Genomic DNA, 13,622 nt, shown 5'->3' on the forward strand with positions numbered 1-13,622 from the left:
CCGAAAAGTGGCAGTGATGACGCATAACGTCGAATTCCTGCCAGACCGGGCGGTTGATAGCGTTCTCGCGTGAAGATCCGTCCGAGAGGTGACCTGTGACCAGCGGTTCCGATTCCCCCGCCGACGTCGAGTTCCCGCGCGTCGACCTACCCGATCTCGAAGCACGCGTCGCCGCCGAGGAACGCCAGCGGGATCTGACGAAGCCCGCCGCCTCGCTCGGCCGGCTCGAGGAACTCGGGTGCTGGGTCGCCGCCTGCCAGGGCGAGGTCCCGCCCCATCCCTTCCGCCGGCCGCGCGTCGTGGTCTTCGCAGGCGACCACGGCGTCGCGCGCAACGGGGTCTCGGCCTATCCGCCGGAGGTCACCGCGCAGATGGTCGCGAACCTGTCCGCGGGTGGCGCCGCCGTGAACGTGCTCGCCGCTGCCGCAGGAGCGGGAGTGCGGGTCGTCGACATGGCCGTCGAGAGCGACACCTCCCCCGAGGTGTCCGAGTTCAAGATCCGGCGCTCGAGCGGCAGCATCGACCGCGAGGACGCACTGACGCACGAGGAGACGATCCGCGCGATCGAGGCAGGCCGTGCGCTCGCCGACCGCGAGGTCGACGAAGGCGCGGATCTGCTCGTCGCGGGTGATATGGGGATCGGGAACACCACTCCTGCAACCGTTCTCATCGCCACCCTCACCTCCACCGAGCCCGTGGCCGCGGTCGGCCGAGGCACCGGCGTCGACGACGCGGGGTGGATGCGCAAGGTCACTGCGATCCGCGACGCCATGTGGCGGGCACGACCCCACGTACGAAATCCTGTCGCCCTGCTGCGCACCGCCGGCGGCGCCGACTTCGCGGCGATGGCGGGATTCCTCGCGCAGGCCGCGATCCGCCGGACGCCGGTGATCCTCGACGGCGTCGTCGTCACCGCCGCCGCGATGGTCGCCGAGGAACTCGCACCCGGCGCGGCACGCTGGTGGGTCTCCGGCCACCGGTCGGCCGAACCCGCCCACACCCTCGCGCTGCGTCATCTCCGGCTCGAACCGATCGTCGACCTCGGAATGCGCCTCGGAGAGGGCTCGGGTGCCGTCACGGCGCTGCCGGTGCTGCAGGGTGCGGTTGCGATCCTCGCGCAGATGGCCACCTTCTCCGAAGCGGGCGTGAGCACCCGCGACGAGAGCGCTCCGGCGATCACCGACTGATGATCCGCGCCTGGCTCGGTGGGGCCGCGCTGGCCCTGTCGTGGTTGACGGTCCTGCCCGCGCGAGGCCCGTCGGAAATCGACCGGACGGTCGCGGGTCGTGCGATCTCCGCGGCGCCGATCGCCGGTGCCGTGCTCGCTGCCGCGGCCACGGTCGTCTGCCTGGTCGGTTCCGCCGTCGGGACGCCACCGCTGGTGACGGGTCTGCTGTGTGTCGGGGTGCTGGCGGTCGGCACCCGGGGAATGCACGTCGACGGTCTGAGCGATACCGCCGACGGTCTCGGCTGCTACGGCCCGCCCGAGCGGGCGCGCGAGGTGATGCACAGCGGCGGCGCGGGCCCTTTCGGTGTCGCGGCGCTCGTCGTCGTCCTCGGTCTGCAGGCCGCCTCGTTCGGCGCGCTCGCCGACACCGACGCGTGGTGGGCGATCGCGTTCGCGGTCTTCTCGGGACGTGTGGCCGTGGTCGTCGCGTGCCGACGCGGCGTACCGGCAGCGCCCGGCAGCGGCTTCGGCTCACTCGTGGCAGGGACACAGGGCGTCGTGCCGATCGTGGTGTGGACGGTGGCGGCCGTGGCACTGTCGCTCGTGTGCCTGCCCGGGCCGATCCCGTCCGGACCGTTCGTCGTCGCGGTGGTACTGGTCGCCGCGGTTCTCTTCGCCCGCCACTGCGCCGCGCGCTTCGGCGGCATGAACGGTGACGTGCTCGGCGCGGTCACCGAGGGCACGGTTGCCGCCGTCGCGGTGGCGGCGGCGAGTCTGCTCTAGATCGCACTACGTCCGGAAATGACGAGGGGTGCTGCCGAATCCGGCAGCACCCCTCGCGTCGTTCGTGGCTACGTCACTTGCGCAGCGTCGTCATCCACCCGTGGGTGTCGGCGAAGGTACCGCGCTGGATGCCCGTGAGGGTGTCGCGCAGGGCCATCGTGATCGGGCCGGGCTCACCGTCGGCGATGGTGAACTCGCCGTCCTTGTCCTTGACGCTGCCGACCGGCGTGATGACCGCGGCGGTGCCGCACGCGAACACCTCGGTGATCTCACCGCTGGCGGCCTTCTCACGCCACTCGTCGGTGCTGATGCGCCGCTCCTCGACCGCGAGACCGGAGTCCTTGGCGAGGGTGAGCAGCGAGTCGCGGGTGATGCCGGGAAGCAGCGAGCCGGACAGCTCCGGCGTGACCAGGCGCGCGTCGGCACCGGACCCGTACACGAAGTACAGGTTCATGCCGCCCATCTCCTCGACGTACTTGCGCTCGATCGCGTCGAGCCAGACCACCTGGTCGCAACCCTGCTCGGCGGCATGGGCCTGCGCGACGAGCGAGGCCGCGTAGTTGCCGGCGAACTTCGCGGCGCCGGTGCCGCCCGGGGAGGCGCGCACGTACTCGCGGGAGAGCCACACGTTGACGGGCTTCACGCCGCGCGGGAAATAGGCACCCGCCGGAGACGCGATGACGAGGAACTTGTACTCCTTCGCGGGCCGCACGCCGAGAGCCGGCTCGATCGCGAACGCGAAGGGACGCAGGTAGAGGGAATCCTCGCCACCCGCGGCGGGGACCCACTCGTTGTCGACCTCGACCAGCTCGGTGATCGCCTTCACGAACAGCTCCGGCGGCAGATACGGCATCGCGAGCCGCTCCGCGGACCGGTTCATGCGCGCGACATTGGCGGTCACGCGGAACGACGCGATGCTGCCGTCGGCCTGACGGTAGGCCTTGAGGCCTTCGAAGATCGCCTGCCCGTAGTGCAGGACCATTGCCGCCGGGTCGAGCGAGATCGGTGCGTACGGCTCGACTTTCGCGTCGTGCCAGCCGATTCCGTCGGTGTACGTGATCGACACCATGTGATCGGTGAAGTACTGCCCGAATCCGGGATTCGACAGAACCTCCTGGCGCCGCTCCGCAGAGCTCGGTGAAGGATGCTGGACGCGGGCGAATTCGAGGACACCTGTCATGGACGACAATGGTACAACCGCCCGCAGAACCGCTATCTGGTGTGGTCCTCGACGAACGGCGGAGCCACCACTTCGGCACGCAGCGATCGTCCGCGCACGTCCACGGTCACTTCGTCGCCGGGTTCGAGTCCGGCGGAGGTGCCGAGGAGCGCGAGAGCGATGCCGATCTTGAGAGTCGGCGAGAAGGTTCCCGAGGTGGTCCGCCCGACCTCGTCACCGTCGCGACGCACCGTCAGGTCCTGACGCAGGACGCCGCGGTCGAGCGCCCGCAGGCCCCACAGTTTCCGTGCCGGGCCCGCCTCCTTCTCGCGGAGCAGCGCGTCGCGGCCCCAGAACTGCGGCTTCTTCCAGCCCACGGCCCATCCGACCCGCGCTTCGAGCGGCGAGATGTCGACGGACAACTCGTGCCCGTGCAGCGCGTAGCCCATCTCGGTGCGCAAGGTGTCGCGGGCGCCGAGACCGGCGGCCTGACCACCCTGTGCGCGGACGGCGTCGAGCAGCGCGCGGAAGACACCTTCGGCGTCGTCCCAGCGCGGCAGCACCTCGTAGCCGCGTTCACCGGTGTAGCCGCTGCGGCACACACGCACCGCAGCACCCTCGTACTCGCCGTCGGCGAATCCCATGTAGGCGATGTCGGTGGGCAGGCCGAGCGCCTCGAGGACCTCGACGGACTTCGGGCCCTGGACGGCGAACACCGCGTGGTCGCGATGCTGGTTCGTCACAGTGACGTCGGCCGGCGCCGCCGCGGACAGCGCCTCGACGACCGCCGCGGTGTTGGCCGCGTTCGGAACGAGGAAGAGCTCGTCGTCGGAGACGTAGTAGACGATCAGGTCGTCGACGACACCGCCGGTCTCGGTGCAGCACAGCGTGTACTGCGCCTTGCCGGGGCCGATCCGGGTGAGATCGTTGCTGAGCGTGGTGTTCAGGAACTCGGCGGCACCCGGTCCGGCGACGAGCGCCTTGCCCAGGTGGCTGACGTCGAACAGTCCCACGTTCTCGCGCACGGCCGTGTGCTCGGCGACCGTCCCGGCGTAGGAGACCGGCATCTCCCAACCGCCGAACGGAGCGAAGGTCGCACCGAGTTCGACGTGCACGGTGTGGATGGGGCCCTGCTTCAGTTCCTCGTCGCTCATGGCGTACGACGCTATCCCACGGCCATCGTGTCCGACAGCGACGCCGGGCGTCGTTGTCATTAGGGTCGATGGCATCGAGGCGATTCCCCTCGCACCGAACGACGCCGTAAGAGAACGACTCGCTCGTTCCCGACCCAGCCCCAAGGAGATGCCCTGTGAGTGCACCCACTCCCGATCTTCCCGAACTCGTTCTCGCCGGTTCGGTTTCGAAACGAGCCGATGTCCTGGTGATCGGCGTGACCTCCTCCGACGCCGCCCCCGAGATACTCGCCGGCGACGCACCGATCGACGAAGCGGTTCTCGGCGAACTGCTCGACGCCCTGGTCGCCGTGGGCGCGAAGGGCCGCGGCGAGGAGCTCACCCGCGTGCCGGCACCTGTCTCCCTGCCCGTGGCGAGCGTGCTCGCCGTCGGTCTCGGCGACGCCGACAAGATCGACGCCGAGCAGGTCCGCCGCTCCGCCGGTACCGCGGCACGCGCGCTGACGGGTGTGGAGACGGTCGCGACCACGCTGTCCGCCGTCGACCTCGGTGCCGCAGCAGAAGGCTTCGCGCTCGGCGCCTACACCTACACCGAGTTCCGGTCGGAGAAGTCCGCCCCCAAGGAGGACGCGCGGCCCGTCGCGCGGGTGGAGCTGCTCGTGCCGTCGACCCGCGACCGCGCGGCCAAGGCGGCCCTCACCCGCTCCGTCGCGATCGCCGAGGCCGTCGCGACGGCCCGGAACTTCGTGAACACCCCGCCGAGCCACCTGTTCCCGGCCGAGTTCGCCGAGCGCGCGAAGGCGCTCGGTGAGGCCGCCGGCCTGAAGGTCGAGATCCTCGACGAGAAGGCGCTCGAGAAGAAGGGCTTCGGCGGCATCGTCGGCGTCGGCAAGGGCTCGTCGCGTCCCCCGCGTCTCGTGCGCCTGTCCTACTCGTCGAAGAAGCGGAAGGCCCCGAAGGTCGCGCTCGTGGGCAAGGGCATCACCTTCGACACCGGCGGCATCTCCATCAAGCCCGCCGCCGGTATGGAGGCGATGACCTCCGACATGGCCGGGGCCGCCGCGGTCGTCGCGACGGTCGTACTCGCCGCGAAGCTCGGTGTCGCCGCCGACGTCACCGCGACCGTGCCGATGGCCGAGAACATGCCGTCGTCGACCGCGCAGCGTCCGGGCGACGTGCTGACCCAGTACGGCGGAACCACGGTCGAGGTCATCAACACCGACGCGGAGGGTCGCCTGATCCTCGCCGACGCGATCGTGCGCGCGTGCGAGGACGATCCCGACTACCTCATCGACACCGCGACCCTCACCGGCGCGCAGATGGTCGCCCTCGGCACCCGCACGCCGGGCGTCATGGGTCACGACGAGTTCCGCGACCGCGTGGCGGCGCTGTCCCGGGAGGTCGGTGAGAACGGCTGGGCGATGCCCTTCCCGAAGGAACTGCGCGGCGATCTCGAGTCCCGCGTCGCCGACCTCGCGAACGTCTCCCCGCACCGGTGGGGCGGCATGCTCACGGCCGGCATCTTCCTGAAGGAGTTCGTCGCCGAGGGTGTTCAGTGGGCGCACATCGACGTCGCCGGCCCGGCCTTCAACACGGGCGGACCGTTCGGTTACGTCGGCAAGGGCGGCACCGGCGTGCCCGTGCGCACGATGCTCGCCGTGATCGAGGACGTCGCCGCCAACGGATGATCTTCGGCACCGGTCCTCTCCTACGGGCCCGTCCGGGGCAAGGGAGAGGACCGGTGTGATCGGCAACAGCGGAACCCCCGGTGTGAGGTGATCCGCCCCTCCCCGAACATCACCGAAAGATAGGTGCAAGGATGGGAGGGGCCATGCCCCGCCGGTATCGGCCCGACCGAACACGTGAACCAGCAGGCACGGGGTTCCCGCCCCGCGCACAATGGTCAACGACCACACAATGGTCGGCGACCACGAGTCGGTACAACTCAACACACACGAACACAACCGTCGAGGAGTCAACAGACATGGCCTTCTCCGTCCAGATGCCAGCGCTTGGTGAGAGCGTCACCGAGGGAACTGTCACGCGATGGCTCAAGCAGGAAGGAGACACGGTCGAAGTCGACGAGCCCCTGCTCGAAGTCTCCACGGACAAGGTCGACACCGAGATCCCGTCGCCTGCAGCCGGCGTGCTGGTCAAGATCGTCGCCCAGGAGGACGACACGGTCGAGATCGGTGGCGAACTGGCCGTGATCGGTGACGCCGGTGAGGAAGCCGGTGGAGATTCCGCTCCCGCCGCCGAAGAGGCACCGGCCGAAGAGGCTCCCGCGGAGGAGCCCGCCGCCGAGTCCGCCCCCGCGCAGCCCGCATCCTCGGGTGGGAGCGGTGAGGGCACCTCGGTCACCATGCCGGCACTGGGCGAGTCGGTCACCGAAGGCACCGTCACCCGCTGGCTCAAGGCCGTCGGCGACGAGGTCGCCGTGGACGAGCCGCTCCTCGAGGTCTCCACCGACAAGGTCGACACCGAGATCCCCTCCCCGGTCGCCGGCATCCTCACCGAGATCACCGCGCAGGAGGACGAGACCGTCGAGGTCGGCGGCCAACTCGCCGTCATCGGCAGCGAGGCCCCGGCCCAGCAGTCCGCTCCCGCCGAGCAGTCCGCCCCGGCAGAGGAGTCGGCCCCGGCCACCGAGCCGTCCGAGGAGGCCGCTCCGGCTCCGTCCGAGCCTGCGAAGCCTGCATCCTCGGGTGGCAGCGGTGAGGGCACCTCGGTCACCATGCCGGCACTGGGCGAGTCGGTCACCGAAGGCACCGTCACCCGCTGGCTCAAGGCCGTCGGCGACGAGGTCGCCGTGGACGAGCCGCTCCTCGAGGTCTCCACCGACAAGGTCGACACCGAGATCCCCTCCCCGGTCGCCGGCATCCTCACCGAGATCACCGCGCAGGAGGACGAGACCGTCGAGGTCGGCGGCCAACTCGCCGTCATCGGCAGCGAGGCCCCGGCCCAGCAGTCCGCTCCCGCCGAGGAGAAGTCGGCGCCGAAGCAGGAGGCTCCCAAGCAGGAAGCTCCCAAGGAGGTTCCGAAGCCCGCCGAGCAGAAGCCCGCCGCACAGCAGCAGGCCCCGAAGGTCGAGCAGGCCGCACCGGCTCCCGCACCGAAGCCGGTCGGGACCGCGGCGACCACCCCGAAGCCCGCGCCCCAGGAGGAGTCCACCCCGAGCGGTGCGACCCCGTATGTCACCCCGCTCGTGCGCAAGCTCGCCTCGCAGCACGGCGTCGACCTGTCGACGGTGAAGGGCACCGGTGTCGGTGGCCGCATCCGCAAGCAGGACGTCCTCGCAGCCGCCGAGGGCGGCAAGGCCGCCGGTGGCGAGCAGAAGCCCGCCGCTCCGGCCGGTCCGGCTCCGGGTGTCCGTCCCGAGCTCGCCAAGCTGCGCGGAACGACCCAGAAGGTCAACCGCATCCGCCAGATCACGGCGAAGAAGACCCTCGAGTCGCTGCAGACCACCGCGCAGCTCACCCAGACCTTCGAGGTCGACGTCACCAAGATCGCCCAGCTGCGTGCGCAGGCGAAGAAGACGTTCTCCGAGCGCGAGGGCGTCAACCTCACCTTCCTGCCGTTCTTCGCGAAGGCCGTCGTCGAGGCGCTGCGTGCGCACCCGAACGTCAACGCCTCCTTCGACGACAGCAAGAAGGAGATCACCTACCACGCGGCCGAGCACCTCGGCATCGCGGTGGACACCGAGCAGGGTCTGCTCTCCCCGGTCATCCACAACGCCGGCGACCTGTCGCTGGCCGAGCTCGCCCGCGCGATCGCCGATATCGCCGAGCGTGCCCGCAAGGGTGGTCTCAAGCCCGACGAGCTGGCCGGTGGCACCTTCACCATCACCAACATCGGTAGCCAGGGCGCGTTGTTCGACACCCCGATCCTCGTGCCGCCGCAGGCCGCGATGCTCGGAACCGGCGCAATCGTCAAGCGTCCGGTCGTGGTGATCGACGAGACCGGCAACGAGTCCATCGGCGTCCGCTCGATGTGCTACCTGCCGCTCACCTACGATCACCGCCTGATCGACGGTGCCGACGCGGGCCGTTTCCTCAAGACGATCAAGCATCGTCTCGAGGAGGGCGCGTTCGAGGCCGATCTGGGACTGTAGGTTTCCGGATCCGGACGACCTCCGGACGACCTCCGACGGGGGCATCACCACTGCGGTGATGCCCCCGTCGGCGTCCGCGCCACAGCGGGTGCCCTCCTCCTGCGGTGCGGCGTAGAGTTCAGGAACATGAGTGATCCCTCGTCTTCCGCCCGTTCCGATTCGGCTCCCGTCGCCGTCGCACGTCTCGGAACCATCGGTTATCTCGAGGCCTGGGAGAGGCAGCGCGAACTCGCGAACGAGCGCGCCGACGGCATCGGCGCCGACACCCTGCTCCTGCTCGAACACCCGCCCGTCTACACGGCCGGGCGCCGCACCGAGGACGGCGACCGTCCCACCGACGGCACGCCCGTCATCGACGTCGACCGCGGCGGCAAGATCACCTGGCACGGCCCCGGGCAGCTCGTCGGCTACCCCATCGTCAAGCTCGCCGAGCCGATCGACGTCGTCGGCTACGTGCGTCGCATCGAACAGGGCCTGATCCGCGTTTGTACCGACATGGGCCTGAACTGCGGCCGCGTGGAAGGACGCTCCGGTGTCTGGCTTCCCGCCGAGCTGCGTGACGGGCACTGGCTCCCCGAACGCAAGATCGCTGCGATCGGCATCCGGGTGCAACGTGGTGTCGCCATGCACGGCTTCGCACTCAACTGCAATTCGGCTCTCGACGCGTTCGACTCGATCGTCCCGTGCGGCATCCGCGACGCCGGAGTCGCGTCGCTCACCGGCGAACTCGGCCGGGAGGTCACCGTCGACGACGTCGTCCCCGCCGTCACCGAGGCCGTCATCGCCGCTCTCGACGGCCGAATCCCCGTGACCGAGTGCGACATCGAGCGGGTCACCTTCGAGCAGGCAGTGGGGGCGTCCGGAATTCCCACCACCACCCCGGAATTCACGACGCACCGGTTCTGAGGGGCGGTCACACCCGCCGGGTCCGGGCAGGACCGGCGGCGTACGATCGAGTGCGTGACTGTGGCCCCAGAAGGACGCAAGCTGCTGCGGATCGAGACCCGAAACGCGCAGACGCCGATCGAACGCAAACCCAACTGGATCAAGACCCGGGCGAAGATGGGCCCGGAGTACACCGACCTCAAGGGCCTGGTGCGACGCGAAGGTCTGCACACGGTCTGTGAGGAAGCCGGTTGTCCCAACATCTACGAGTGCTGGGAAGACCGCGAGGCGACCTTCCTCATCGGTGGCGAGCAGTGCACCCGTCGCTGCGACTTCTGTCAGATCGACACCGGTAAGCCCACCGCGCTCGACCGCGACGAGCCGCGCCGTGTCGCCGAGTCGGTCCGTTCGATGGGTCTGCGCTACTCCACGATCACCGGCGTCGCCCGCGACGATCTGCCCGACGGCGGCGCATGGCTGTACGCCGAGACGGTGAAGCAGATCCACGCGCTCAATCCGGGCACCGGCGTCGAAAACCTGATCCCCGACTTCAACGGCAAGCCCGATCTGCTGCAGGAGGTCTTCGAGTCGCGTCCCGAGGTGCTCGCGCACAATGTCGAGACCGTGCCGCGGATCTTCAAGCGCATCCGTCCGGCCTTCCGTTACGAGCGGTCGCTCGACGTGATCCGGCAGGCCCGCGATTTCGGACTGGTCACCAAGTCCAACCTCATCCTCGGTATGGGTGAGACCCCCGAAGAGGTCACCGAGGCGCTGCACGATCTGCACGACGCCGGCTGCGACATCATCACGATCACCCAGTACCTGCGGCCCTCCCCGCTCCACCACCCGGTCGAGCGCTGGGTCAAGCCGCAGGAGTTCGTCGACCACTCCGAGACGGCCCGCGAGATCGGGTTCGCCGGTGTGATGGCCGGGCCGCTGGTGCGTTCGTCGTACCGTGCCGGTCGCCTGTACGCGCAGGCGATGGCCCACCACGGCCGCGAACTGCCCGCCGACCAGGCGCATCTCGCCGAGGAGGGCACGGCGTCCCAGGAAGCCGGTGCCGTTCTGGCGCGCTTCGGCAACTGACCTCTCGCCGCTCGTCGCGGCAGGTCCTCGGGCGGCCCCGGTGGTGGTAAACGTGCCACCACCGGGGCCGTATCCTTGTGTACATGGCGAAGGGCAGTAAGAACGACAAGGAAGCGAAGGCTGCGGCGAAGGCCGCACGCAAGCAGGCGTCGAAGGAGCGTAGAACCCAGCTGTGGCAGGCGTTCCAGATCCAGCGCAAGGAGGACAAGGCACTCCTGCCGTGGATGATCGGTGCCCTCGTCGGTTCGATCGTGGTGTTCTTCGTCGTCGGCCTGATCTTCGGCATCCAGTGGTTCCTGCTGCCGGTCGGCATCCTCGTCGGCGTCCTGCTGGCCTTCATCATCTTCGGGCGCCGCGTACAGAAGAGCGTGTACGCGAAGGCCGACGGCCAGGCCGGTGCGGCCGCGTGGGCACTCGACAACCTGCAGGGCGCGTGGCGCGTGAGCCAGGCGGTCGCGGGCACCACCCAGCTCGACGCCGTGCACCGCGTCATCGGACGTCCCGGCATCATCCTCGTCGGTGAGGGCAATCCCGGTCGCGTGAAGGGCCTGCTGGCACAGGAGAAGAAGCGGGTCGCGCGTCTGGTCGGCGACACCCCGATCTACGAGTTCGTCGTCGGCAACGAGGAGGGCCAGATTCCCCTCTCCCAGCTGCAGAAGCGTCTGAACAAGCTGCCCCGCAACATCGACACCAAGCGGATGGACACCATCGAGGGTCGCCTGTCCGCACTGAGCACGAAGAAGTCCGGGCCGGCCATGCCCAAGGGTCCGCTTCCCGCCGGCGCGAAGATGCGCAGCGTGCAGCGCACCATGCGTCGCCGCTGATCGTCCGGACCACGCCGAAGGCCGCCTCTCGTCCGATGGACGAAGGCGGCCTTCGGCGTGTGCGGTGAAGTTCTCGGAGGTCGACGCGAACGGACCGGTTCGAACGGACGCCTGTGCGATCAGCGCGAACGAACGACCGCGGTGCCCGTGGCGCGATCCTGGAGGCCGCGACCGTCGATGTCGGTGACGAGCGCCGGAGCGATGAAGACCAGCAGTACCTGACGCGCGAGCGCGCGCAGGACGCCGACCCGCGCGGGGGCGTCCACCCGCACGACCTGCAGTCCGGCGACGAACTGGCCGGGGGTGAACGAGAACAGGCTCACGCATCCCACGCCCACCACGAACCAGATGATGAGGGTGTACGACGACAGCAGCGGGCTCTCGAGCGGGTTGCCGCCGACGAGGCCCGCGGCGATCGCCATGGACATGAACCAGTCGACCGCGAGGGCGAGCACCCGGCGGACGGTGGGCACCATGGAGCCGGGGCCGTGTTCGGGGAGACCGAGCAGTTGCCCGGGATAGTCCTGCTCCTGCTGGAGACCTTTGGGAAGCGCCGCAGCAGGCCCGGAAAGCCAACTGCCCGTCATGCGTGCCATGGCACCAGGATAAGCTCTTGTGGGCGGACCAGCGTCGACCCATGTTGGCCGTGGTGACTTATACCACCTTTTCGACCTCACAGCAGGACGAAGGCATGTGTAACACCCGCGAAACATAGGCTTGATGGACGGGCAACACCAGATCCATAACGTCTGATCCGACGCAGGCGCCCAGCACCCATGGCGCGCACCGACTGAAGGAGCACAAGCGTGGCGTTCACCACGGCCGAAGAGGTCATCAAGTACATCGCGGAAGAGAACGTCGAGTACGTCGATATCCGCTTCACGGACCTGCCCGGCATCGAACAGCACTTCTCGATCCCGGCGAAGGCGTTCAACGAGGACGTCTTCGAGGACGGCCTGGCATTCGACGGATCCTCCGTGCGGGGCTTCCAGTCCATCCACGAGTCGGACATGCTCCTGCTCCCCGATGTGACGACCGCCCGCATCGACCCCTTCCGTGCCGCCAAGACCCTGAACGTCAGCTTCTTCGTCCACGATCCGTTCACCCGCGAGTCCTACAGCCGCGACCCCCGCAACGTCGCGCGTAAGGCCGAGGAGTACCTGGTCAGCACCGGCATCGCCGACACTGCCTTCTTCGGTGCCGAGGCCGAGTTCTACATCTTCGACTCCGTCTCCTACGACTCGAAGATGAACGGCGCGTTCTACGAGCTCGACTCGATCTCCGGCTCGTGGAACACCGGCGCCGAGTACAACGCCGACGGCACCCCGAACCGCGGCTACAAGGTCCGTCCGAAGGGTGGCTACTTCCCCGTCGCTCCGTACGACCACTACGTCGACCTGCGCGACGAGATCTCCACCAACCTGCAGCTCGCCGGCTTCGAGCTCGAGCGCGGCCACCACGAGGTGGGCACCGGCGGCCAGGCCGAGATCAACTACAAGTTCAACACGCTGCTCTCCGCGGCCGACGACCTGCAGCTGTTCAAGTACATCGTCAAGAACACGGCGTGGAAGGCCGGCAAGACCGCCACCTTCATGCCGAAGCCGCTCTTCGGCGACAACGGCTCGGGCATGCACGTGCACCAGTCGCTGTGGAAGGACGGCAAGCCGCTGTTCCACGACGAGTCCGGCTACGCGGGTCTGTCCGACCTCGCTCGCTGGTACATCGGCGGCATCCTGCACCACGCGCCGTCGCTGCTCGCCTTCACGAACCCGACGATCAACTCGTACCACCGCCTGGTGCCGGGCTACGAGGCTCCGATCAACCTCGTGTACAGCCAGCGCAACCGTTCGGCCGCCGTGCGTATCCCGATCACGGGCAACAACCCGAAGGCCAAGCGCCTCGAGTTCCGCGCTCCCGACTCCTCGGGTAACCCCTACCTGAACTTCGCAGCGCAGATGATGGCCGGCCTCGACGGCATCAAGAACAAGATCGAGCCGCTCGCGCCGGTCGACAAGGACCTCTACGAGCTCCCGCCGGAGGAGGCCAAGAACATTCCGCAGGCTCCCACCAGCCTGTCGGCCGTCATCGACAACCTCGAGCGCGACCACGAGTACCTCACCGAGGGCGGCGTCTTCACCACCGACCTCATCGAGACCTGGATCTCGCTCAAGCGCGAGCAGGAGATCGCTCCGGTCAACCTGCGTCCGCACCCCTACGAGTTCCAGCTGTACTTCGACTGCTGAGTCGAGTCCGGTAAGCACTCTTCGAGAGGCCGTTCGTCCCTTCCGGGACGGGCGGCCTCTCGCCTTGTCCGCACCCTTCCGTTCGGCATTCCCGCGCGCCGAAACGGGGCTTGCCCGTGCTGCAGCAGGGGCGAAACCCGGTTCGGCGCGCGAGAATCGTTAGTTCGTCATCGAATCCGGCGAAATCGCGACCGATTCCAGAAACGTGGTCCATAGTGGGCACGTGCCCT

Annotated in this window: 11 protein-coding genes; 8 read left to right on the plus strand and 3 right to left on the minus strand. The window is 68.8% G+C overall.

The features are described 5' to 3' along the window. Positions 1-95: 95 nt before the first annotated feature. The gene (cobT, locus tag CKW34_RS14910; protein WP_059380904.1) at positions 96-1,187 is read left to right on the plus strand and encodes a nicotinate-nucleotide--dimethylbenzimidazole phosphoribosyltransferase; all 1,092 of its coding nucleotides are present in this window, start codon (positions 96-98) and stop codon (positions 1,185-1,187) included. Then, positions 1,187-1,951 carry an adenosylcobinamide-GDP ribazoletransferase gene (locus tag CKW34_RS14915; RefSeq protein ID WP_059380903.1) on the plus strand — a complete coding sequence of 255 codons (765 nt, stop codon included), beginning with the start codon at positions 1,187-1,189 and terminating at the stop codon, positions 1,949-1,951. The genes cobT and CKW34_RS14915 overlap by 1 nt, the downstream gene beginning before the upstream one ends. 73 nt (positions 1,952-2,024) lie before the next feature. On the opposite strand, the gene CKW34_RS14920 is transcribed toward CKW34_RS14915, so the two are convergent. Further along, entirely contained in the window at positions 2,025-3,131 is a 1,107-nt protein-coding gene (locus CKW34_RS14920; RefSeq protein ID WP_059380902.1) for a branched-chain amino acid aminotransferase, read from the minus strand. 32 nt (positions 3,132-3,163) lie between these two features. Continuing rightward, a complete protein-coding gene (gene gcvT / locus CKW34_RS14925) occupies positions 3,164-4,264 on the minus strand; it encodes a glycine cleavage system aminomethyltransferase GcvT (protein ID WP_059380901.1) in 1,101 nt (366 codons plus the stop codon). A gap of 155 nt (positions 4,265-4,419) precedes the next feature. On the opposite strand from gcvT, the gene CKW34_RS14930 reads away from it, so the two are divergent. The 5 genes from CKW34_RS14930 to CKW34_RS14950 all read left to right on the plus strand — a co-directional run bounded on the left by CKW34_RS14930 (position 4,420) and on the right by CKW34_RS14950 (position 11,149). After that, positions 4,420-5,931: a leucyl aminopeptidase gene (locus tag CKW34_RS14930; protein ID WP_059380900.1), complete on the plus strand. Its 1,512-nt coding sequence runs from the start codon at positions 4,420-4,422 to the stop codon at positions 5,929-5,931. 296 nt (positions 5,932-6,227) lie between these two features. Beyond that, on the plus strand, positions 6,228-8,354 hold the full coding sequence (gene sucB, locus CKW34_RS14935; protein WP_081264146.1) for a 2-oxoglutarate dehydrogenase, E2 component, dihydrolipoamide succinyltransferase: 2,127 nt from the start codon (positions 6,228-6,230) through the stop codon (positions 8,352-8,354). A gap of 126 nt (positions 8,355-8,480) precedes the next feature. Then, positions 8,481-9,260, plus strand: a complete 780-nt coding sequence (gene lipB, locus CKW34_RS14940) for a lipoyl(octanoyl) transferase LipB (RefSeq protein WP_059380889.1) — start codon at positions 8,481-8,483, stop codon at positions 9,258-9,260. 54 nt (positions 9,261-9,314) lie between these two features. Then, a complete protein-coding gene (gene lipA / locus CKW34_RS14945; RefSeq protein WP_026061742.1) occupies positions 9,315-10,325 on the plus strand; it encodes a lipoyl synthase in 1,011 nt (336 codons plus the stop codon). Between the two features lie 83 nt (positions 10,326-10,408). Further along, positions 10,409-11,149: a DUF4191 domain-containing protein gene (locus tag CKW34_RS14950; RefSeq protein WP_059380888.1), complete on the plus strand. Its 741-nt coding sequence runs from the start codon at positions 10,409-10,411 to the stop codon at positions 11,147-11,149. A gap of 119 nt (positions 11,150-11,268) precedes the next feature. On the opposite strand, the gene CKW34_RS14955 is transcribed toward CKW34_RS14950, so the two are convergent. Next, positions 11,269-11,745: an RDD family protein gene (locus CKW34_RS14955; RefSeq protein WP_059380887.1), complete on the minus strand. Its 477-nt coding sequence runs from the start codon at positions 11,743-11,745 to the stop codon at positions 11,269-11,271. 210 nt (positions 11,746-11,955) lie between these two features. Between CKW34_RS14955 and glnA the strand changes: the two genes are divergently transcribed. Continuing rightward, on the plus strand, positions 11,956-13,392 hold the full coding sequence (glnA, locus tag CKW34_RS14960; protein WP_016694971.1) for a type I glutamate--ammonia ligase: 1,437 nt from the start codon (positions 11,956-11,958) through the stop codon (positions 13,390-13,392). The last annotated feature ends 230 nt before the right edge of the window (positions 13,393-13,622 follow it).

The organism is Rhodococcus rhodochrous, assembly GCF_900187265.1.
Lineage (GTDB): Bacteria > Actinomycetota > Actinomycetes > Mycobacteriales > Mycobacteriaceae > Rhodococcus > Rhodococcus rhodochrous.